The sequence below is a fragment of the Sphingomonas sp. S2M10 genome (assembly GCF_012650175.1).
Lineage (GTDB): Bacteria > Pseudomonadota > Alphaproteobacteria > Sphingomonadales > Sphingomonadaceae > Sphingomonas.
On sequence record NZ_JAAILI010000056.1, the window covers coordinates 59,295 to 80,435 of the forward strand.

General features: G+C 68.2%; 14 protein-coding genes. 5 read left to right on the forward strand and 9 right to left on the reverse strand.

Annotated features, from left to right (window positions below):
- Positions 1–22: 22 nt before the first annotated feature.
- On the reverse strand, positions 23–2,185 hold the full coding sequence (locus S2M10_RS13985) for a S8 family peptidase (protein WP_348770602.1): 2,163 nt from the start codon (positions 2,183–2,185) through the stop codon (positions 23–25).
- Between the two features lie 419 nt (positions 2,186–2,604).
- On the opposite strand from S2M10_RS13985, the gene S2M10_RS13995 reads away from it, so the two are divergent.
- The 4 genes from S2M10_RS13995 (at position 2,605) to S2M10_RS14010 (ending at position 5,367) form a co-directional block, all read left to right on the forward strand.
- Positions 2,605–3,267, forward strand: a complete 663-nt coding sequence (locus S2M10_RS13995; protein WP_168846607.1) for a pyrimidine 5'-nucleotidase — start codon at positions 2,605–2,607, stop codon at positions 3,265–3,267.
- A 1-nt stretch (position 3,268) separates the two neighbouring features.
- Complete coding sequence (dapD, locus tag S2M10_RS14000) at positions 3,269–4,087, forward strand: 2,3,4,5-tetrahydropyridine-2,6-dicarboxylate N-succinyltransferase (protein ID WP_168846608.1); 819 nt, start codon at positions 3,269–3,271, stop codon at positions 4,085–4,087.
- Between the two features lie 148 nt (positions 4,088–4,235).
- Complete coding sequence (locus S2M10_RS14005) at positions 4,236–5,051, forward strand: hypothetical protein (RefSeq protein WP_168846609.1); 816 nt, start codon at positions 4,236–4,238, stop codon at positions 5,049–5,051.
- Between the two features lie 154 nt (positions 5,052–5,205).
- Positions 5,206–5,367, forward strand: a complete 162-nt coding sequence (locus S2M10_RS14010) for a hypothetical protein (RefSeq protein ID WP_168846610.1) — start codon at positions 5,206–5,208, stop codon at positions 5,365–5,367.
- 11 nt (positions 5,368–5,378) lie between these two features.
- Here the strand turns inward: S2M10_RS14010 and S2M10_RS14015 are convergent, their stop codons facing one another.
- The 5 genes from S2M10_RS14015 to S2M10_RS14035 form a co-directional block, all read right to left on the reverse strand.
- The gene (locus S2M10_RS14015) at positions 5,379–5,732 is read right to left on the reverse strand and encodes a hypothetical protein (RefSeq protein ID WP_168846611.1); all 354 of its coding nucleotides are present in this window, start codon (positions 5,730–5,732) and stop codon (positions 5,379–5,381) included.
- 146 nt (positions 5,733–5,878) lie between these two features.
- A complete protein-coding gene (locus tag S2M10_RS14020; RefSeq protein ID WP_168846612.1) occupies positions 5,879–6,916 on the reverse strand; it encodes an aldose epimerase family protein in 1,038 nt (345 codons plus the stop codon).
- Positions 6,913–9,366 (reverse strand): glycoside hydrolase family 3 protein, encoded by a 2,454-nt coding sequence (locus tag S2M10_RS14025; RefSeq protein WP_168846613.1) that lies wholly within the window; start codon positions 9,364–9,366, stop codon positions 6,913–6,915. The genes S2M10_RS14020 and S2M10_RS14025 overlap by 4 nt, the downstream gene beginning before the upstream one ends.
- Before the next feature lie 80 nt (positions 9,367–9,446).
- A complete protein-coding gene (locus S2M10_RS14030; protein WP_168846614.1) occupies positions 9,447–10,340 on the reverse strand; it encodes an ROK family protein in 894 nt (297 codons plus the stop codon).
- 161 nt (positions 10,341–10,501) lie between these two features.
- Positions 10,502–11,713 (reverse strand): ROK family transcriptional regulator, encoded by a 1,212-nt coding sequence (locus S2M10_RS14035; protein WP_168846615.1) that lies wholly within the window; start codon positions 11,711–11,713, stop codon positions 10,502–10,504.
- Positions 11,714–11,879: 166 nt separating this feature from the next.
- On the opposite strand from S2M10_RS14035, the gene S2M10_RS14040 reads away from it, so the two are divergent.
- Entirely contained in the window at positions 11,880–15,302 is a 3,423-nt protein-coding gene (locus tag S2M10_RS14040; RefSeq protein WP_247650817.1) for a LamG-like jellyroll fold domain-containing protein, read from the forward strand.
- A 1-nt stretch (position 15,303) separates the two neighbouring features.
- Here the strand turns inward: S2M10_RS14040 and S2M10_RS14045 are convergent, their stop codons facing one another.
- Genes S2M10_RS14045 through S2M10_RS14055 form a run of 3 tightly spaced genes read right to left on the reverse strand, consistent with a single transcriptional unit; the run spans position 15,304 to position 21,139 of the window.
- Positions 15,304–16,737 carry an efflux transporter outer membrane subunit gene (locus tag S2M10_RS14045; protein ID WP_211091043.1) on the reverse strand — a complete coding sequence of 478 codons (1,434 nt, stop codon included), beginning with the start codon at positions 16,735–16,737 and terminating at the stop codon, positions 15,304–15,306.
- Positions 16,737–19,907 (reverse strand): CusA/CzcA family heavy metal efflux RND transporter, encoded by a 3,171-nt coding sequence (locus tag S2M10_RS14050; RefSeq protein ID WP_168846617.1) that lies wholly within the window; start codon positions 19,905–19,907, stop codon positions 16,737–16,739. Before S2M10_RS14050 ends, S2M10_RS14045 begins: the two co-directional genes overlap by 1 nt.
- A complete protein-coding gene (locus S2M10_RS14055) occupies positions 19,904–21,139 on the reverse strand; it encodes an efflux RND transporter periplasmic adaptor subunit (protein WP_348770603.1) in 1,236 nt (411 codons plus the stop codon). Before S2M10_RS14055 ends, S2M10_RS14050 begins: the two co-directional genes overlap by 4 nt.
- Positions 21,140–21,141: the final 2 nt, after the last annotated feature.

A 21,141-nucleotide genomic window follows, 5' to 3' on the forward strand; every position in this document is an offset into this window, starting at 1 on the left:
GCGCCGCGCGCAGGGGAAGCGGTCAGAAGCCCCAGCTCCATCGCACCGCGCCGCCCAGATCGCTGGGCATCGCGGCGATGTTGCCCGGCTGGCGGCGCAGGAACAGGTTGCTGCTGACGTCACCGTCCGCGAAACGCCACTGATAGCGCAGCTCGTAATCGATCTCCCGGCCCACTGGCGCAAGGTTGATACGCTGGCTGCTCCAGCTGGTCACGCTCAGCGTGTCGTAATCCCAGCCCTGCGGCAGGGTGAGCCCGATGCCGCCGCGTGCCACCCGCAGCGGCTGCGCGATCCGCAGACCGATCGTGTCGCTGCCGAACAGCTCATCCTTGCCGATGTCCGCCGCCCAGGCGTTGGTGCGGATCAGCCCCGAACCCTGAATGCCTTGGCGCAGCCGCACGTTGGTCCAGCCCTGGCGCAGCGAGCCGCCCAGGCTCCAGCCGAGGCCAAGATCCCAGCGCAGCCCCAGGTCGGCGAACAGGCTGGTCGCCCGCGCCGCGCCCAGCCCTGCGCTGAACCGCGCGCCCAGCACGCTATTGTCTTCCGAAAGGCGGGTTACGCCGATACTGGCGTTGAACCCGCCGAAGCGACGGTCCACCGCCACCGTGCCGCGGCCATAGCCGGAGCGCAGCCACCGCGCCTGCAACGCCGCCGCATCGCCCGCGCGCTGGCTGAGCACGTCGCCCACTTCGCTGGCAACGGTCACACCCCAGCGGCCCACCATCTGGCGCACCGCCGCCGACCCGCCGACATCGGTATCGAAGCCGGCGCTGCTCAGCGGGTCGCGCGCGATCAGGAAGGCAGGATCGTCGCGACCCGCCAGCTGGGCGGTCAGCACGTTGCCGCTCTGCGCGGCGCCGAACGCGAACTGCGCCGTCGCGCCCAGCCGCCCGCTGACCGTCGTCGCCAGCATGCGTGCCACACCCGCGTCGCGGCTGGTGATGCCGAGCCGTTCGATCCGCACCGAATCAACCGACGGTATGATCGACACCGCGACGCGCACCTGCTCTCCGCCCACCGAGAAGCTGCGGTTCCGCGTCGCCATCAGCGCCGGCAGGTTGCGCGACAGGCTCTGCCGCTGGAAGCCGTTGGTGATCGTCGTCGCATAAGCGCGGCCGAACGCATCGAGCGCCGCCATGGCCAGCGCACCCTGGCTGGCATCGCCCATCGGTCCGCTGAGCGTGCCGTTGATCGTCGGCGACAGCGCCGCGCTGGTGCCGGCCACGGACATGGTCCCGACAGGCTGGAAGGCGCGGGTGAGATCGAGCACGCCGCGTCCGTAGATCGCATCCACCCCCGCCTCGCCCGCGTCCCGGGCAGTGGCATAGAGCAGATCGACGATCTGCTTGCCGGTGAGGTTCGGAAAGGCCTGGGCAAGCAGGGCGATCGCGCCGGAAATCTGGGGGGCGGAGAAGGACGTGCCCGACCAGATATAGGCGGTGTTGTTGGCATCCGGCGCGCGCACGCCTTCGCCCACCGCGGTCAGATAGACGGCGGCCGCGCTGCCGGCGCGGTTGGAGAAACTGGAGATGGCGTCGCTCGCATTCACCGACCCGGCGATGATCACCAACCCGCGCGCGATCGCCGCGTTGGTCGCGGCGCTGGTGAACGCGTCGGGGTTCGCCGCCCCGTCATTGCCTGCAGCGATCACCACGATCACGCCTGCCGCGGTGGCGCGATCGATCGCCGATGCGAGAGCGGTGGAGGCGGAATCGCCGCCAAGCGAGATGTTGACGACGCGCGCGCCCGCCTGTCGGGCCCGGTCCAGACCCTGGGCGATCGCACTGTCGGAAAATTTGCAAGTGCTCGTGTCGGTGCCGTCGCAGCTGCCGGGCTGATCGGCGCGCGCGACGACGAGCTGCGCGTTGAACGCCACCCCGTGCGTGCCCGCATCGTTGCGCCGCCCGGCAATGGTGAACGCCACCGCAGTGCCGTGCCCGCCCACATCGTCCACGGTACCGCTGCCGCCCGTATTGCTCGAGTCCGCCAGGATGCGGCAGGTTCCGACGCCAAGGCCGCCCGAGCAGTCGCCAAATTCGGCGCTCTGCAGATCAATGCCCGAATCGATCACCCCGATCTTGATCCCACTGCCTGTCGCGCCGGCATTGTAGGCGATCAGCGCCCGCATCGAGACGGCGCCCGCCGTGCCGCGATATTCGGACGTGTCGTAGTTGATAGCGGCCACAGGCGTGGGCGTAGGGGTCGGGCTTGGCGCCGGCGCGGGGGATGGCGCAGGCGTGGGTGTGGGCGTCGGCGCTGGTGCAGGCGTCGGCGTCGGCGTCGGTGCAGGCGTTGGCGTTGGCGTCGGTGTCGGCGTTGGTGCAGGCGTTGGCGTTGGCGTCGGCACCGGGGGCGGTGCCGGGGTGGTGGCGATCCCGCCCCCGCCGCCGCTGCACGCGCCGAGCGCCACCAAGCCGCCGAGCGCAGCCGTCTGCAACCAACTCCTGCGCAACGCCACTCGCATTCCGAAACCCTCACATGTCAGCGCGATATCCTTTAGACTAAAGTGGTTGCAGTTGCGTTTAGCAGTCCACGCACGTTTCAGATCTCCGCATCGCGCTCCGCGCTTGCGGCGGCGGGGGGCACCCCCTACACGCGCCGGCGATGCTCGCCTCGCTCTCGCACGTCCGCAACTGGATCTTCGATCTGGACAACACGCTCTATCCCGCGAGCGCAAACCTGTTCGCGATGATCGACGCGCGGATCGGGGAGTATGTCCAGCGCCTGCTCCATTGCTCGGCGGAAGAGGCGCACAAGGTGCAGAAGGCCTATTTCCACGCGCACGGCGCGACGCTGTACGGCCTGATCGAAGAGCATGGCACCGATCCGCACGACTATCTCGACTATGTCCACGATGTCGACATGAGCGTGCTAGAGGCCAACGAGGCGCTGGTCGAGGCACTGGCGCAGCTGCCCGGCCGCAAGCTGATCTTCACCAATGGCGATGCGCCCTATGCGCGCAAGGTGCTCGACAAGCTGGGCCTGGGTGAGACCTTCGAGGCGATCCACGACATCCATGCCACCCGCTATCGCCCCAAGCCGGAGCCTTCGGCCTATCGGGGCCTGTGCGATGCCTATGGCCTCGATCCGCGCGAATCGCTGTTCGTCGAGGACATGGCGCGCAACCTGGGGCCCGCCAAGGCGATCGGCATGACCACCGTCTGGATCGACAATGGCTCGGAACAGGCGCCAGACGTCGACCGCAGCTTCATCGATTACACCATCACCGATCTCGGAGCCTGGCTCCACAGCATCTTGGAGAGCTGACATGACCGATCTCGCCGCGACGATCGACGCCGCCTGGGAAGACCGCGCCAATCTGAGCTTCGCCACCGAAGGCGCGGTGCGCGAAGCCGTCGCCGAAGCGCTGAACCTGCTTGATCGCGGCGAGGCACGCGTCGCCGAGCCGGTGGACGGCGGCTGGCAGGTGAACCAGTGGCTGAAGAAAGCGGTGCTGCTCAGCTTCCGGCTCAACGACAATGTCGTCGTGCCCGGCCCCGAAGGCACCGCCTGGTTCGACAAGGTACCCTCGAAGTTCTCCGGCTGGGGCGAGGCGGCGTTTCGCGACGCGGGCTTCCGCGCAGTGCCGGGCAGCATCGTCCGCCACGGCGCGCACATCGCCAAGGGCGCGGTGCTGATGCCGAGCTTCGTCAATATCGGCGCCTATGTCGGCGAAGGCACGATGGTCGATACCTGGACCACGGTGGGCAGCTGCGCGCAGATCGGCAGGAACGTCCACCTGTCGGGCGGCGTCGGCATCGGCGGCGTGCTCGAGCCGCTGCAGGCCGATCCCGTGATCATCGGCGACGGCGCATTCATCGGCGCGCGCTCGGAAGTGGCCGAGGGTGTGCGCGTCGGCGAGGGCGCGGTGCTGTCGATGGGCGTCTATCTCGGCGCCTCGACCAAGATCGTCGATCGCGCGACGGGCGAGGTCCATCGCGGCGAAGTGCCGCCCTACGCCGTGGTCGTGCCCGGCACGCTCCCGTCCGAGGACGGCAAGCCCGGCCTGTACTGCGCGGTGATCGTCAAGACCGTCGACGCGCAGACCCGCAGCAAGACCGGGATCAACGAGCTGCTGCGCGACTGAGTGTTGCAAGGGCCGTCACACGCGCGGCGGAAGGGCGGAAAGCCGACATGCTTTCGCCCCACTCCCGCCGCGTCGGCCAAGGTGTATAGCGACTGCATGGGCGGTGCCGGATTCCCCGGCATCGCCCTTTTCTGAGTGTCCCGCGCGCATGCTGTCCACCACCTCCGCCTCGCCCGTGCGCCGGCTGCGCGTTTCGCTGCGCGGACGCGGCGCGGCCATCCTGCTGGCGCTGGCGATCGAGCTGCTGATCGCGCTGCTGCTCTTGTGGATGGCGCCGCATATCGAGCCCAAGCCGAAGCCCAAGACGGTGGTGTTCGGGATCGAGGCGTCGGACGGCGAACAGGCACCGGCCGAGAAGGACGCCGCGAAGGCGCCCGAAAAGGCGCGAAGGCGTGCGGGCGAGAAGGCCGAGGCGGAACAGCCGACGCCGCCCACCGCTGCCCTGCCTCCGCCGCCGGTGACGCCGCCCGTCTCCAGCGGGCCGCCCAGCTTCATCGTGATGAGCCGCCGCGATTATGCCGCGAGCGATATTGCCAAGGCCCCCGCCCCCCAATCGGGCGACCAGGGCAACACCGAGACCGCCGACTCCGGTGGCGGCAGCGGCGCCGATGATACGCCGCGCGCCGGCACCGGCCCGCATGGCGAGACGCTCTACGCGGCCGACTGGTATCGCCGCCCGACCAACGCCCAGCTTTCCCCCTATCTTCCGCAGCGCGCGCTGGGCCGCGAAGGCTGGGGCGAAGTCGCCTGCCGCACGATCGAGCGCTATCAGGTGACCGACTGCCAGGAACTGGGCGAATTCCCGCGCGGCTCGGGCTATGCCGGCGCGGTACGCCAGGCGGCATTCCAGTTCCGAGTGAAGGCGCCGCGCGTCAACAGTCGGCTGCTGGTGGGCAGCTGGGTACGCATCCGCATCACCTATTCGCAGCGCGCCGGCGGCGGGGACGGCGGCGACGCGGACTAGAGCATGTGCCCGTCGAGCATGTGCCCACATCGGCCGATGGCGGTGCGACAATCCGCCCTATGGCGTGCGCAGCTTGCCCCCGCTACCCGCGCATGGGCGTCCGGGCACCGCACCAGGTCCCCGGCCGCGCGTCAGACAATGTCAGGTTATAGTGATGATTTGGGTTCCGATCCTGCTGGGCACGTTCAAGATCCTCGTGTTCGGCACGGGCATGTTCTTTGCCATCAAGTGGCATTACGATCAGGGCAAAAAGAAAAAGGAAGCGGCGCAGCGTTGGCAGGCGCCCGCGGACGCTGAGACCGACGCGGGCGAATAAGCGCCGCTGCGTCAGTCGGCGCCGGGTGCCTCGGCAGCCAGGCGCGCCAGCCATGCCTGCGCCTGTTTGGGCTCGCCGACCGCGGAGGGACCGACCGGCCCCCGCGCCGCCAGAAACTCCTGCTGGAGCGCGAAGAGCGGCAAACCCAGCCGTGCCCGGGCATCGTCGATCTCCTCGCCCAGTTCGGCGAGATGCTCCAGCGTCGGGCGGATCGCGGCGCGGGCGTGGCGGTCGCGCTGGTGATCGAACAGTCCCCATTTGCCCGCCGCCGTCCGCTCCAGGGCGGCGATCAGCGCTGCGCGGTATTCCGCTTCCAGTTCGATGCGCCGGGTGTCGAGCCGTTCGAGACGATCCGCTTTTGCCATGCCCGGCGTGTATCTGGAGCCACCACCGCGGGCAATATCAAGCCCCCCCTCTTCAGGGGATGGGTTGGGGTGGGGCAGTGTCTCACCGAGACCAACTTCTGTTCTGGAGTCCCTCCACCCAAACCCCTCCTCCAAGGAGGAGCGGCTTAAAGCGGGAACGCCTCGGCCAGATGCTCCGCCGTGCGGAACCGGAACGCCATGCTGTGCCGATAGGTCTCGCCGGCTTCCACGCGCGCGCTCGGAAAGCCCGGCTGGTTCGGGCTGTCGGGGAATTTCTGCGGCTCCAGGCACAGTCCGCCGCGCCTGGGATACACGCTTCCGCCGGTGCCCGGCGCGCCATCGGCGAGGTGGTTGCCCGAATAGACCTGCACACCCGGTTCGGTGGAATGCACCTCCAGCACACGGCCGGAGCCGGGATCGAACAGCGTCGCGATCCGGCGCTCGAACCCGGCGGGTCCGTCGAGCACGAAACTATGGTCGTAGCCAAGCCCCAATGCGAGCTGCGCATCCTCGGCCGCGATGTCGCGGCCGATCGGCTTGGGGAGCCGGAAATCGAACGGCCCGCCCTCCACCTGCGCCAACGCACCGGTGGGGATCATCGCGTCGTCCACCGGCGTGATCGCGCTCGCCGGGAGTTGCAGCACCTGATCGAGGATCGTTGCGCCGCTCCCCTCGCCGGCAAGGTTGAAATAGGCATGCTGCGTCAGGTTGACGATCGTGGCCCGGTCGGGCGTGGCGGTGAAGCGGACCGTCAGGCCGTCCTCCTCCAGCGCATAGTCCACCCGCGCGACCAGATCGCCCGGGAAGCCGTTCCAGCCATGCGGCGTGTCCAGCCGGAAGGTGACGGCGCTCTCGCTCCGCGCCTCCACCGTCCAGAACTGCCGGTCGAACCCGTCCGGCCCCGAATGAAGGCTGTTGCCGCCTTCGTTGGTCGTGAGCTGGTAGGTCTCGCCATCCAGCGTGAAGCGGCCACCGGCGATGCGGTTCGCATAGCGCCCCGCCACCGCGCCATAATAGCGCGGCGGCTGGCGGCGATAGTCCTCGAGATCGGCATAGCCGAGCACGACATTATCCGCCCTTCCGTGCCGATCGGGCACCTCCAGCCGGTGCAGCGTCGCCCCGAGGTTGAGGAACTGCGCGCGGAAGGCCCCGCGCGCAATTGTGACGACCTCGATCCCACTCATTGACCGGGGCAAACCGAGTTGGCGGGATCGGAAACGATCTTCGCCTCAGCAAGCGACAGCGCGAACGGCCCATTCGCCTGCAACACCACCGGCGCACTCACCTTGGTGACGTCGACGCCGTTCTTCTGGTAGCATTTCAGCAGGATATTCACCGTCTGCCAGCCGCTCTTGCCGGTGAACAGGCTGGTCGCATCGATCGCGCCGCTGTTCTTGCCGCCTTCCATCGACAGCTTCACCGGGCCCGTCGGCGCGGCATCGACCCGATAGACGAGGCGCAGCGACAGGTCGCCATTGGTCTCGCGGCTGAGGTCGAGATCGCCGCCGCCGATCCGCAGCGTCGCCGGGCCCGCCGGCCAGGTCAGCTGCTGCGCGCCTTCCTGCGTCGCCGGGCCGTCGACGGTCTTGCGGGTAATGCCGCTGTCGGTGGCGAAGGCGAAGGGCGCCGGCGTGACGCCCTTGGCGAAGAAGGTGCTGATATTGGCCAGCGAGGCGTCGACGCCCGAGATTTCGCTGAGCATGCCGACGGTGCCCGGCTTGGCATAGCGAAGGCCATAGCCGAAGGCGAAGAGCGGATCATAGCCCGGCTCGCCGCGGTTGAGCGTGAACTGGCCGGCGGTCTTGGGCCAGCTGAACGACAGCGTGCCGGTGAAGTCGCGGCGCGGCTTGCCGGCCTTGTCGCCGATCAGCACGTCGGCAACGCCCGCGCCTTCGCTGCCCGGCAGCCAGGCGGCGACGAACGCGTCGGAGGCGTTGAGCTCGGGATTCACCCAGAGCGGACGGCCCGAGAGAAACACCGAGACGACCGGCACGCCGGCGGCCTTGAGCTTCTTGAGCAGCGCCAGCGCCTGCTTGTCGCCCGGCTGGAATTCCAGCGTGCGGACGTCGCCGCGCATTTCTGCATAGGGCTCCTCGCCGAACACGACGATCGCAACGTCGGGCTTGGCCGTGAAGCTGCCGTCCGCCGAGAGCGTCGCCGTGCCGCCGCCGGCCTTCACCGCCGCCTGGATCCCGGCAAAGATCGTCTCGCCATTGGGGAACATGCTGTTCGGATTGCCGTCGCCCTGCCAGCTGAGCGTCCAGCCGCCCGATTGCTGCGCCATCGAATCGGCACCCGGCCCCGCGACCAGCACATTGGCGCTCGCCTTGACCGGCAGCACGCCGCTGTTCTTCAGCAATACCAGCGACTTGGCGACCGCCTCGCGGGCAATCGCGCGGTGCGCGGGCGCGCCGATCAGTTCGGGCTTGCTCTCATAAGGGCGGGCGGCGTTGAACAGCCCCATCTGCACCTTCACGCGCAGGATGCGGCGCACGGCATCGTCGATCCGCGCCATCGGAATGGTGCCGTCCTTGGCGTGGGCCAGCGTCGATTCGTACAGGCCCTTCCAGCTGTCCGGCGCCATCGCCATGTCGAGCCCGGCGTTGAACGTCGCGGCGCAATCGGTCGCGGTGCAGCCGGGGATCTGGGCATGGCCGTTCCAGTCGCCGACGACGAAGCCGTCAAAGCCCATCCGGCCCTTCAGCACGTCGGTGAGCAACGACTTGTTGCCGTGCATCTTCACGCCGTTCCAGCTGCTGAACGACGCCATCACGGTCATCGTGCCGGCATCGATCGCACCGGGATAGCCGGCATTGTGGATGCGGATCAGTTCCTCTTCGGAGACGCGCGTGTCGCCCTGGTCCTGCCCGCCGAACGTGCCGCCGTCGCCGAGGAAATGCTTGGCCGAGGCTGCGACATAGCCCTTCTGGAACCGGTCCTTGGTGCCGGGCGCGCCCTGCAGGCCCCGAATCATCGCGCCGGCGTAGCTGCGCACCACCTCGGGCTCTTCCGAATAGCCCTCATAGGCCCGGCCCCAGCGTTCGTCCTGCGGCACCGCCAGCGTCGGCCCGAACGCCCAGTCGATGCCCGCCGACGCGGTTTCCTCGGCCGTGGCGCGGCCGATCTTCTCCATCAGCGCGGGGTCGCGCATCGCGCCCAGGCCGACATTGTGCGGGAAGAGCGTCGCGCCGACGATGTTGTTGTTGCCGTGAACGGCGTCGATGCCGAACATGATCGGGATCGGGGCATGCCCCACCTTGCGGGCGAGCGCCGCCTTCTGGAAGGCCTGCGCCGTCGCCAGCCACGGCGCGCGGGGGGAGCGATCGGGCGCGCCGATCGGCGGCGAGCTGCCGCCCGCCAAGATCGAGCCGAGCGGATAGATCGCCAGATCCTCGGGCGTGATGCTGCCGATATCGGCCTGGATCATCTGGCCGACCTTCTCCTCCAGCGTCATCTTCGCCATCAGTTCGGCGACGAACTTCTCGGTGGCCGGATCGATCAGGCCCTGGCTCTTGGCAGCGGGCCATTTCTCGGGATTCGCGGTGGAGGACAACGCTGTCGGCACCTGCTGCGCATGTACCGGCGCGGCGGCAAGGATGGTGGTTGCCAGTAGCAGCTTCAGGCCCGCGGACATGTCTCTCTCCCCTAATGGTGTGGGATGGCGATACCGCAGGACCGGCGCACAAGTCCATCGCCGCGCGCTGTTTGGAGGCCTCAGGCGATACGCGCCTGCAAGGCCATCGCGACCGGGCCCAGCGGTCCAGCCTGGTCCCCCAACATCGGCGCAACGATATAGGGTGCCGGCGGCACGACCAGGTATCCGGCGATGCTCTCGCGGAGGAGCGGATCGAGGCGGGCCAGCAGATGCGGCTGGCGCTGCATCACGCCTCCGCCGATCGCGATCCGCTGCGGGCCGGTGGTGGCAACCATGGTGTGGCACAACAGCGCGACGGCCGAGGCGACGCGGTCCCACACGGGATGGTCCTCGCCCACCTGCTCCACCGGCTGGTCCCCCAGCGCCGCGCGGATGCCGGTGCCCGAGGCGAGTCCCTCGATGCAGTCATCATGGAAGGGGCAGCCGCTCGGTGCGGTGTCGCCGGGCAGGCGGGGCACGCGGATATGGCCCATTTCGCAATGCCCGATGCCGCGAGTCGGGCGCCCGTTGACGATCAGCCCGACGCCCACGCCGGTGCCGACGGTGACATAGGCGAAGTCGCTCAGCCCCTGCCCCGCGCCCCAGCGCATCTCGGCGAGCGCCGCGCCGTTGACGTCGGTGTCGAACGCCATCGGCACCGGGAAGGGAGCAGCAAGCCGCCGCGCGACGTCGGTGCCGCTCCAGCCGGGCTTGGAGGTGGTGAGGATGAAACCATATCGATCATCGGCGGGATCGAGGCAGACCGGCCCGAAACTCGCAATGCCGAGCGCGGCAAAGCCATGATCGTCCCACCAGCCGGCCAGCACGGCTTCCAGCCCTGCCAGCGTGACCTCCGGCGTCTGGGTCGCCACCATTTCCTGCGCGACAATCCGGTCAGACCCATATGCCAGGGTAAGGATGCACTTGGTGCCGCCGAGTTCGATGCCCGCGACGGGCAGGTTCACGCCCGACATCAACGCCGGCTGCCCCGATGCGCCCGATGTCCCATACGCTCGTTTGCCACCGACTCCTCCCCACTGGCCGGCCGCACGCCGGTCTGCACACGCGATCCTTCCTGTGCCTTGCACCTGCACAGCGCACAAGAATAAAGTTATTCGATTGATTTAATAGTGGGTCAAGCCGTTCCGCCATCGTCGGCAGAAGCCTTCCACAGCGCGCTGCTCTTGGGCAGCAGGAAATAGCTGAACGGCAGGATTGCCGCGCCGACCGCGGGGGCGTCGGCAGATAGCTGCGCGCGGGCAATCGGTGCGAGCGCGGGCACATCGCTTCCTTGCTCCGCCAGCAGCGCGTTGGCGCGCTCGGCAAGGCGATCGACATGGCGGCGGGGCAGACGGCCGCCGATCAGCACGGCTTCGGGATTGATCAGACAGTTCACCGCCAGCAGCGGTTCGATCAGCAGCCGCGCGGCCTCCTCGATCCAGGCATCGACTACCGCTTCCAATGCGGGGTCGCCGCCGTCGCAGCTCAGCATGTCCTGCACGCTATAGCCCGCCGCCTCCAGCGGCGCGGCAAGGCCCGACAGCGACACATGCGCCTGGATCTGCCGGACCACGCCGTCGGGATCGCGGTGGGTGAGGAAGCCGAGTTCGCCGCTGCGACCTGCGGCACCGCGAAAATAGTTGCTGTCGATCACCAGCCCGCCGCCCAGCGCCGAGGAGATGAGGATATAGAAGAAGCTCGAATGCTGGAGGCCCAGCCCCAGCTGCAGCTCACCCATTGCGGCGGCGGCAGCGTCGTTCTCGACGAACACCGGCACGTCGAGCGGCCAGGCGAGCAACTCGGCAAGGTCGGTCTGCTCCCAGCGGCGATAGGCCTCGGGCTTGCCCGGCAGCTCGATCAGGCCGAGATCGTCGGGGCTCGCCACGCCCAGCCCGACGATCCGGCCCGGATCGATCCCCGCCGAGGCGATCAGCATCTCCACCTCGGCATGATAGAATTCGGCCACCTGCTCGGGCAGGGCGAAGTCGATCTCCCGCGACACACGGGCCACGGTCTCCCCCAGAAAGTCGACCAGCACCAGCGTGACATGATCGCGATCGATATTGAGGCCCAGCGAATAGCAGGCCTGGGGATTGATGATCAGGTTCGTCGGCGGCTGCCCGCGCCCGCCGAAGCGCCGTCCCGCTTCCTGGATCAGCCCGTCGGCGAGCAGCCGCTTGGTGATGTTGGCGATCGCCGCGGCGGTGAGCCCGGTGATCCGCGCGAGATCGACGCGGGTCAGCGAACCATTGGCGCGGATGGCGTGCAGGGTCACGCGCTGGTTGTGGTCAGCGGCTCGTTCCAGGTTGGTTCCCGAAAGGCGAATTGGAGGGCGGCCGCGCGTCATCTTGATTGCGATAACAGTCGATTTGCCGCCATGGTGCAAGCATGGAACCGTTCTCGCCGGTTGAATTGCGAAATTTGGTGAATAAAACAACCGTGCGCCGTCCCGGCGAACCTTGCACGGCGCGGCACACAGGCCCGACCGGCGCATTATTGGGGGAGAAAGACCGATGCGCAGTTTCACCCGCGCGATGCTCGCCAGCGCCGCCCTGCTCGCCCTGACCACCGCCCGGGCCGCCGAGCCGGATAATGCCGGGGCCTACAATGTCAGCTTCCTGGCCGGCGGGATCGGCATCGACCGGCCCCTTACCGGCGCCGACGCGCTGCTGCGCTCGGGTGTGCCGGTCACGCTTTCTGCTTGGGTGAAGCCCGATGTCGTGCCGCAGGGCGTCGTGACGCTGATCGCGTTCGGCGATCCGGCCGGCGATTGCCGCTGCCTCGGCCTGCGGGGCGGCGCGCTGCATTTCTTTGGCAGCGGCACCGCCGTGAACAGCACCCCCAAGCTCGTCGCCGGTCGCTGGGCGCATGTCGCCGCGGTGATCGAGGGCGGCCGGGTGCGGCTCTATCTCGACGGCGAGCAGGTCGGCGAAGGCGCGCTCAACGGTGCGGCGGTGGCGTCGCGGATTGCGCTCGCGCCGGTGATTTCGGGCCAGCCTCATTTCGGCGGCGCTCTGGTTCAGGCGCAGTTGCGCGGCGTGGCGCTGGGTGCGACCGAGGTGCAGGGCGAGGCCGCCGCGCCGCCTGCCTTCGAGCTGGTCCAGATGTGGCAGGTCGGCGTCGGCTGGAATCTCCAGAAGACCGCCAATATCGGCATGACGCGCCAGCAGGATCCCTGGACCCTGCCGCAGAGCGACACCGCCTACACGCCCCCGGTGGCGAAGCCTGTGCCGGCGCTGCCGAGCCTTGCCCCCCTCGGCCCCCTTCATTGGCAGATCAACGGCTGGCAGCTCGCCGCCGCCCCGCGGGTACCCGCCGACGGCGCCGCGCTGTCCAGGCCCGGCACGCCCGAAGGCACTTGGTATGCCGCGACCGTCCCCGGCACGGTGCTGACCACGCTGGTCGATCGCGGTGTCTATCCCGATCCCTATTATGGGCTGAACAACCTCAAGATCCCCGAGAGCCTCGCCCGGCAGGATTATTGGTACCGCACCAGCTTCACCGTGCCCGCCGAAGCGGCCGGCAAGCGGCTGACCCTGGTGTTCGGCGGCATCAACTATGCCTCGGAAGTTTGGGTCAACGGCCAGCGCCAGGGGGAGACGCGCGGCGCCTTCATTCGCGGCCAGTTCGAAATCGTGCCCGCCGCAGGAGAAAATGTGATCGCGGTGCGCGTGTCGCCGCCCCCGCATCCCGGCATTCCGCACGAACAGTCGATCAAGGCAGGCGTTGGCGAGAATGGCGGCCAGCTCGCGATCGACGGCCCCACCTTCGTCGCGACCGAAGGCTGGGACTGGATCCCCGGCATCCGCGACCGCAACACCGGCATTTGGCGCCCGGTCGAGCTGGTCGCAACCGGCGACGTGAAGATCGGCGACCCGCATGTCGTGACGGACCTGCCGCTGCCGCGCACCGACAGTGCCGATGTCTACATCACCGTGCCCTTCGAGAACCGCGGGAGCGCCGCCCAGTCGGTGACGGTCCGCGCCGCATTCGACGATGTGGCGGTGGAGAAGACCGTCACGGCGCAGCCGGGCCGGGGCGAGGTTCGCTTTGCGCCTGCCGAGTTCCGCCAGCTTACCGTGCGCAATCCCAGGCTCTGGTGGCCGAACGGCTATGGCGAGCCGGCGCTGCATGACCTCAAGATCGACCTCGCCGCCGGCGGTCAGCCGAGCGACACCCGCGCGCTCCGCTTCGGCATCCGCGAGGTGAGCTACGACCTCTCGCTGTTCGATCATCTCGGCCAGCTCCGCCGGGTGAACGTGCAGACCACCGATGGCGGGCTTGCCGGCCAGCAGCTGATCGACGTGCGCCACGAAGCGCTGAAGCGCAGCCCCACCGGCTGGGCGGAATCGCTCACCCCGGCGGGCGAGACCTCCAAGGCCGTCACCGCCATCCCGGAAGAGACGCTGCCCGAACCGCATCTGGCGCTCCGCGTCAACGGCGTGAAGATCGCCGCGCGTGGCGGCAACTGGGGCATGGACGATGCGATGAAGCAGGTCGGCCGCGCGCGGCTCGCCCCCTATTTCCGCCTCCAGCGCGAAGCGCACATGAACATCATCCGCAACTGGATGGGCAACAACGACGAAGAGGAATTCTTCGAGCTCGCCGACGAGAACGGCATGATGGTGCTCAACGACTTCTGGCAGTCGACCCAGAATTTCCAGGTCGAGCCCGACGATGCCGCGCTGTTCCTGGCCAATGCCCGCGATGTGGTGGCGCGCTATCGCAACCACCCCTCGATCGTCGTCTGGTTCGGTCGCAACGAGGGCGTGCCCTATCCCACGCTCAACGAGGGGCTGGACAAGCTGATCCGCGAGCTGGACGGCACCCGCTGGTACACCGGCAGCTCGAACGAGGTGAATCTGCAGGGCTCGGGCCCCTACAATTATCGCAAGCCCGAGGGCTATTTCACCGATCTCGCCACCGGCTTCTCGGTCGAGACGGGCACGCCGTCCCTGTCGACGCTCGAATCCGTCGCGGCGACGATGCCCGCCAAGGATCGCTGGCCGCTGTCGGACACGCTCGCCTATCACGACTGGCATTTCGGCGGGAACGGCGACAGCAAGACCTTCATGGCCGCGCTGACCACGATGTTCGGCCAGCCGCTGAGCTTCGAGGACTTCGAGCGCAAGGCGCAGATGATGAACCTCGAGACGCACAAGGCGATGTTCGAGGGGTTCCTGGGCCATCTTTGGACCAAGAACAGCGGGCGGCTGCTGTGGATGACGCACCCGGCCTGGCCGTCGAACAGCTGGCAGATCTACAGCTGGGACTATGACACCCAGGCCGCCTATTATGGCGCGAAGACCGCGGCCGAGCCGGTGCACATCCAGATCAACCTGCCCGACAACCAGCTGGTGGTGCTTAATACCACGCGCGACGACCAGCGCGGCCTGACGGCCAGGACCCGCGTCGTCAGCCTCGACAATGTCCAGCTGTTCGCCCGCACCGACAAGGTCGATGCGCGGGCGAACCGGGTGACGACGCTGGACGCGGTGCCGCTCGACCGGCTCTATGCGGCGAGCCCGATGCTGCTCGTCGAACTGACCCTCACCGACGCCAAGGGCGCAGTCGTTTCGCGCAACTTCTACTGGCGCGGCCGCGACGACACCGCCTATCGCGCGCTGGAAAGCCTCGCCTCGGTGCCGTTGGACGTGCAGGCGAGCACCCCCAAGGTCGAGGGCGAGGACAAGGTGATCGCGGTCATGGTGGCGAACAAGAGCACGGTCCCGGTGCTGAATGCCAAGTTCACGCTGGTCGATGCCGAGGGCAAGCGCATCCTGCCCGCTTTCTACAGCGACAATTACGTCTCGCTGCTGCCGGGCCAGCACCGGGTGCTGAGCGTGCGCTATCCTGCGAGCGTGAACGCCCCCGCCCACCTTTCGGTGCGCGGCTGGAACGTCAACGCAGCCAACGTCGCGGCGACGGGGAAGTAAGTCAGCGGCCGGCGGACTGCAGGTCCGCCGGCGTGCTGCCCGATGCCAGGTACAGCGCCACGCTGTCCGCCAGCCGTGCACTCTTCGCCTGGACAAGCTGCACCGACGCCTGCGATTCCGCCGACGAGGCGTTGAGCAGCTGAAGGGTGCCCAGTGCGCCCAATTCCACCTGCCGCCGCGTCATCGCCAGTGTGCGGCTTGCGGCCGCTTCGGCGCGTGCGGCCGCGTCCAGCGCCTCCGCATCGGTGCGCAGCCCTGCGACCGCATCGTCGACGTCGAGGAACGCCTGCAATGCCGTCGCCCGGTACTGCGCCTTCGCCTCCTCCAGCGCCGCTGCCGCCGCGCGCTGCTGGTGCTTGAGCTGGCCGGCGTGGAAGATCGGCTGGGTGATGCCCCCGATGATCGAGAAGAAAGGATTGCCGTTCTGGAACATGTCGAGGAACCTGGTCGCCGACCCACCGGCATTGCCGCTGAGCGTGATCGCGGGCAGCCGCGCCGCGATCGCCGAGCCGACATCGGCGGCGGCACCGCGCACCTGCGCCTCGGCAGCGCGTACGTCCGGACGGGCCGCGACGATGTCCGCCGGCAGCGCAACCGGCAGGCTGGCGGGTAGCTGCAGCTCGGCGAGCGTGGGCAGGCCGCCCGCGGTTCCCGGCGCCTGGCCGGTCAGCGTCGCGATCAGCCCTGCCTGGTGCTGCGCCTGGCGGAGCAGCGGCGGCATCGTCGCCTCGATGGAGGCGAGCGCGGTCTGCTGCGCGCCGACATCTGCCTCGCCGATATCGCCCAGCTTGCGACGCTTTTCGAGCAGGTCGACCAGTTCGCGATTGTCGCGGATCGCCGCCTGCGTGGCCTCGATCTGCGCCTGCAGCGCCGCATGCTGAATCACCGCGAGCACCAGATTGGCGACCGCGGCGGCCTGCGCCGCGCGCAGCCGGTGCGCCGCCACCTCCGCCGCCGCCCGCGCCGAGCTAACCTTGTTTCGGCCCCCTCCGAACAGGTCGAGTGGATAGGCGACGCTCAGCTGCGCAGTATGTAACGTGTACAGATAATCGTTCTGGTCGGCGAGGGGGCCGGACAGCGCCTTCGAGATACGCGTACGCTGCGCCTGGTAGGTCGCATCCACCTGCGGCCCGGTGCTGCCCGAGGCGGCCCTGGCCAGTTCCTGTGCCTGGCGCAAATTGGCCTCGGCGGCCGCGAGGTCGTTGTTGTGCGCCAGCGCCTGTGCGACCAGCGCATCGAGCCTGGCACTGCCGAAGCCCTGCCACCAGTTCGGCACCACCGCCGCACCTGCGACCAGCTGCTGCGCCGCGCCGCTGAAGGGGGCGATCATGCCAGGCGCCTGGGCCGGCGGCGTCGGCACCGGATTGCTCAGGTCGTGCGGACCCACCGCGCAGCCGGCGAGCAGGACGAGCGGGATCATGGAAGTGCGGCGCATCATGCCTGCTCCATCGGGGTGCCGTCGACATGGTGGCGACGGATGCTGTGGCCATGCGCGCCCTGATGGCGCGAAAACTTGAGGATCAGCGGCGGCAGCACCAGCAGGATCAGCAGCGGTGCCAGCGTCATGCCGCCCACCACCACCAGCGCCAGCGGCTTCTGTACCTGACTGCCGATGCCGGTCGAGATCGCCGCGGGCAGCAGGCCGATCGCGGCGGCGAGGCAGGTCATGATCACCGGACGCAGCGAATGCTGCACCGTCGCCGCCATGGCGGTTGCATGGTCCATGTCCTCGTTGACGTTCTGATTGAACGTGCTGACCACCAGGATGCCGTCCATCACCGCGATGCCGAACAAGGCGACAAAGCCGATCGCAGCGGAGATGCTGAACGCCGTACCCGTCAGCGCCAGCGCCAGCACCCCGCCCACCATCGCCATCGGGATCACGCTGAACGCCAGCAGCGTGTCGCGGATCGAGCCGAAGTTCGCGAACAGCAGCACGAGGATCAGCACCAGGCTGATCGGCACCACCACCTCCAGCCGGTTGACGGCGTTGGTCAGGTTGCCGAGCTCGCCCGCCCATTCGAGATGATAGCCGGGCGGCAGCTGCACATGCTTGGCGATCCGCGCCTGCGCCTCGCCGATCGTGCTGCCCAGGTCGCGGCCGCGCACGCTGAACTTGATCGGGACATAGCGTTCCTGGTGCTCGCGATAGATGAACGACGCACCCGAGGCGAGCTTGACCGTCGCCACTTCGGACAGCGGCACCTGGATGATGCCGTTCCCCGTCGGAGACGGCGCGCCGATCTGGATGCGGCGGATCGATTCGATGTCGTCGCGCTGCGCGGCATCGAGGCGGACGACGATCGGGAAATGCCGGTCGGTCGACTTCTCGTACAGGTCGCCGCTCGACTGGCCGCCTACCGCCGCCGCGACGGTGGAATTGATATCATCGGGTGTCAGCCCGTAGCGAGCGGCGGCGGCGCGATCGACATCGATCCGCACCGTCGGCTGGCCGAGCGAATCGGAGATGCCGAGATCGGCGACGCCCTTCACCTGCGCCATCTGCGCCTTGATCTGGTTGGCGATCGACTCGAGCGTCTCGAGGTCGCTGCCATAGATTTTGAGCGAGTTGGAGCTCTTCACCCCCGACGACGCCTCTTCGACATTGTCCTGGATGTATTGCGAGAATTCGAACTCGACGCCGGGGTACTTCGCCTGCAGCCTGGCCTGCAGCTCGGCGGTCAGCTTCTCCTTGGTCACCCCGGCGGGCCAGCTGTCGAAGGGCTTGAGCGGCGTGTAGAATTCGGCGTTGAAGAAGCCGGTGGCATCGGTGCCGTCATCGGGCCGGCCGTGCGAGGAGACGACGCGGTCGACCTCGGGATAGCTGGCGATGATCTTGCGGATCTCGTTGACCGCGCCTTCGCCCGCCTCCAGCGAGATCGACGCCGGCAGGCTGGCGCGGATGTAGAGATTGCCCTCTTCGAGATGCGGCAGGAACTCGACGCCGAGCACGCGGATCGTCGCGAAGGAGCCGAGCACCAGCAGCCCCGCCAGACCGAAGGTCAGCACGCGGTTGGCCAGCGCGAACGAAACCGCCGGCTCCAGCACGCGGCGGATCTGGCGCACCACCCAGGTATCCACTTCGCTCAGCTTGTCCGGCAGCAGCAATGCCGAGAGCACCGGCGAGACGGTGAACGCCGCGAGCAGGCCACCGGCAATGGCATAGGCATAGGTCTTCGCCATCGGGCCGAAGATATGGCCTTCCACGCCCGTAAGCGTGAACAGCGGCAGGAAGCTGGCGATGATGATCGCGGCGGCGAAGAAGATGCCGCGGCTCACATCGCTGGAGGCATGCAGGATCGCCGAGAAGCGATTGGCCGGGGTCGCGTGGATCCGGCCTTCGCTGATCGCGTGCGAACGATCCGCCAGCCGTCGATAGATCGCCTCGACCATGATCACTGCCGCGTCGACGACAAGGCCGAAATCGAGCGCGCCGAGCGACAGGAGATTGGCGGATTCGCCCTGGATCACCAGGATCAGTACCGCCACCGACAGCGCGAAGGGGATGGTGATGGCGACGATCAGCGCGCTGCGCAGGTCGCCGAGGAACAGCCACTGCAGGATGAAGATCAGCAACACGCCTTCGAGCAGATTGTGCATCACCGTCTTGGTGGTGACGCCGATCAAATCCGAGCGATCATAGATGCGCTCGATCTTCACACCCGGCGGCAGCACGCCGCTGGTGTTGATCTCCTCGATCTCCGCCTTCACCCGGTTGATCGTCGGCAACGACTGGGCGCCGCGCTGCATCAGCACGATGCCCATCACGATGTCGTCGTCCTGACCCTCGCCGGCGACGCCCAGACGCGGCAGGTTGGCGATCTTCACCTGTCCGACGTCGCGCAGCAGCACCGGGGTGGTGCCGGCAGTGCCGACCAGCACGTTGTTGATCGCGTCGACCGACTGGATCAGCCCGACACCGCGGACGATCGCCGCCTGCTCGCCGAAATTGACCGTCTGGCCGCCGACGTTCGAATCGCTCTTGCCGATCGCGGCCAGCACCTGCGGCACGGTGATGCCGTGCGCGGTGAGCTTGTCGCGGTCGAGCTGCACTTCGTAGGAGCGCAGCTTGCCGCCCCAGCCGGTCACGTCGATCACGCCGGGGATGCGCTTGAAGCGGCGCTGGAGCACCCAGTCCTGGATGGTCTTGAGGTCCATCACCGAATAGCCGCTCGGGCCGGTGAGGCGGTAGCGATAGATTTCGCCGATCGGACTTGTGGGGGAAATCAGCGGCCTAGCGTTGCCCGGCAGCGGGCCCAGCTGCGACAGCCGGCCCAGCACCATCTGTTGGGCCTGCTCATGCGTCACGTCATAGCTGAACTGGATGCGCACGTCGGACAGGCCGAACAGCGAGATTGAGCGCACCGCGGTGAGGTGCGGCAGGCCTGCGATCGCCACTTCGATCGGCGTCGTGACGTTGCGCTCCATCTCCTCGGCGGAGATGCCGTCGCTTTGCGTCACCAGCTCGACCATCGGCGGCACCGGGTCGGGATAGGCCTCGATGTTGAGATTGAGAAAACCGAGCACGCCCGCCGCGATCATCCCGATCAGCAGGGTGAGCACCAGCATGCGCTGGCGCAGCGCCATTTCTACCACGCGGTTCATTCGCCGAGACCCGCCTCGTTGACGAACAGCGCGCCCTTTGCGACGATGCGGTCCCCCGGGGCGAGGCCGCTTAGCACGCGGGTCAGGCCCCCATCGGTCTCGCTGATCCGCACCGGGCGGCCATAGATCAGGCCGTCCCTGGCCTTCACCCAGACACGGGTGGTGTCGCCTTCATGAATCACCGCCACAGCGGGCACGAGCACGCCCTTGCCGCTATCGACCGGCCGGCGGATGGTGAACGAGGCGAACATCTGCGGCTTCAGTTCACCGCCGGGATTGGCGATCGTCGCGCGCACCGGCAGGCGGTGGGTGGCCGGATCGAGGCCCGCGGCGACATTGTCGATCGTCGCGGTGAACTCGCGGCCGGGCAGTGCCGGGGTGGTGACCACTATCTGGTCGCCGACGCGAATGCTCGCCGCCTCGCTCTCGGCCAGCTGGGCAACCAGCCAGACGCGGGCAGGATCGGTGATCGTCATCACCGGGGTCGCATTGCCGCTGCTCAGGAACTGCCCCGGCGCGACGTTGCGATCGGCGACGATGCCCGAGACTGGCGCCCGGTAGATGGTATAGGCCGAGCTGCCGGCGCCTCCGGTCTTGCCGAACAGCGCCAGCCGGTCCTGCGCGGCGCGCTGGGTCGACTCGGCTTGGCGCGCGACGGACTGGGCAGCAACGAAATCGGCCTGGGCCTGGAGATACTCCTTCATCGCGCCGCCGGCGGTCTCATAGATCGCCTTCTGCCGGGTGACATTGCCCTGGGCGATGCGCAGCGCCTCGGTGGCGCTCGCCCGCTGGGCGCTGGCGCTGAGCAGCGCGTTGCGCGCGTCGATCAGCTCGGGCGAGGCGATGCGGAGTAACGGCTGGCCGCGCGTCACGCGCTGGCCGGGCTCGACCAGCACCTGCAGCACCTGGCCGGAGAAGGGCAGCACGATCGGCGTGCTGTGGTCGCCGTCCGCTTGGATCGATCCGCTGGCACGCACCAACGCCATATTGGCTCCGCCACGGACGGTGGCGAACTGGAGCTGGGCGAGCTGCTGCCGGGTCGGGCGGAAGGCGCCCTGTGGGAGCGGCACATCCGCCACAGGCTTGGGAGCAAGCATCGCCTTGACGAGCATCACCAGCACCAGGATAGCCAACCCGGCGACAGCAATTCCGACCACGACAGCGCCCTGCGCACCTATCGGCATCCGGCGCGTTTCGGGCAGGCGGTTGCTTTCCACACGATGTCCAGTCACGT

Coding starts and splice junctions, on each gene's coding strand:
- S2M10_RS14030 (WP_168846614.1), bottom strand. CDS start 10,340: ATGTCGGGCGTGAACCTGCCCGTCGCGGGCATCGAACTCGGCGGCACC.
- S2M10_RS13995 (WP_168846607.1), top strand. CDS start 2,605: ATGCTCGCCTCGCTCTCGCACGTCCGCAACTGGATCTTCGATCTGGAC.
- S2M10_RS14025 (WP_168846613.1), bottom strand. CDS start 9,366: ATGTCCGCGGGCCTGAAGCTGCTACTGGCAACCACCATCCTTGCCGCC.
- S2M10_RS14040 (WP_247650817.1), top strand. CDS start 11,880: ATGCGCAGTTTCACCCGCGCGATGCTCGCCAGCGCCGCCCTGCTCGCC.
- dapD (WP_168846608.1), top strand. CDS start 3,269: ATGACCGATCTCGCCGCGACGATCGACGCCGCCTGGGAAGACCGCGCC.
- S2M10_RS14045 (WP_211091043.1), bottom strand. CDS start 16,737: ATGCGCCGCACTTCCATGATCCCGCTCGTCCTGCTCGCCGGCTGCGCG.
- S2M10_RS14020 (WP_168846612.1), bottom strand. CDS start 6,916: ATGAGTGGGATCGAGGTCGTCACAATTGCGCGCGGGGCCTTCCGCGCG.
- S2M10_RS14035 (WP_168846615.1), bottom strand. CDS start 11,713: ATGACGCGCGGCCGCCCTCCAATTCGCCTTTCGGGAACCAACCTGGAA.
- S2M10_RS14015 (WP_168846611.1), bottom strand. CDS start 5,732: ATGGCAAAAGCGGATCGTCTCGAACGGCTCGACACCCGGCGCATCGAA.
- S2M10_RS14050 (WP_168846617.1), bottom strand. CDS start 19,907: ATGAACCGCGTGGTAGAAATGGCGCTGCGCCAGCGCATGCTGGTGCTC.
- S2M10_RS14010 (WP_168846610.1), top strand. CDS start 5,206: ATGATTTGGGTTCCGATCCTGCTGGGCACGTTCAAGATCCTCGTGTTC.
- S2M10_RS14005 (WP_168846609.1), top strand. CDS start 4,236: ATGCTGTCCACCACCTCCGCCTCGCCCGTGCGCCGGCTGCGCGTTTCG.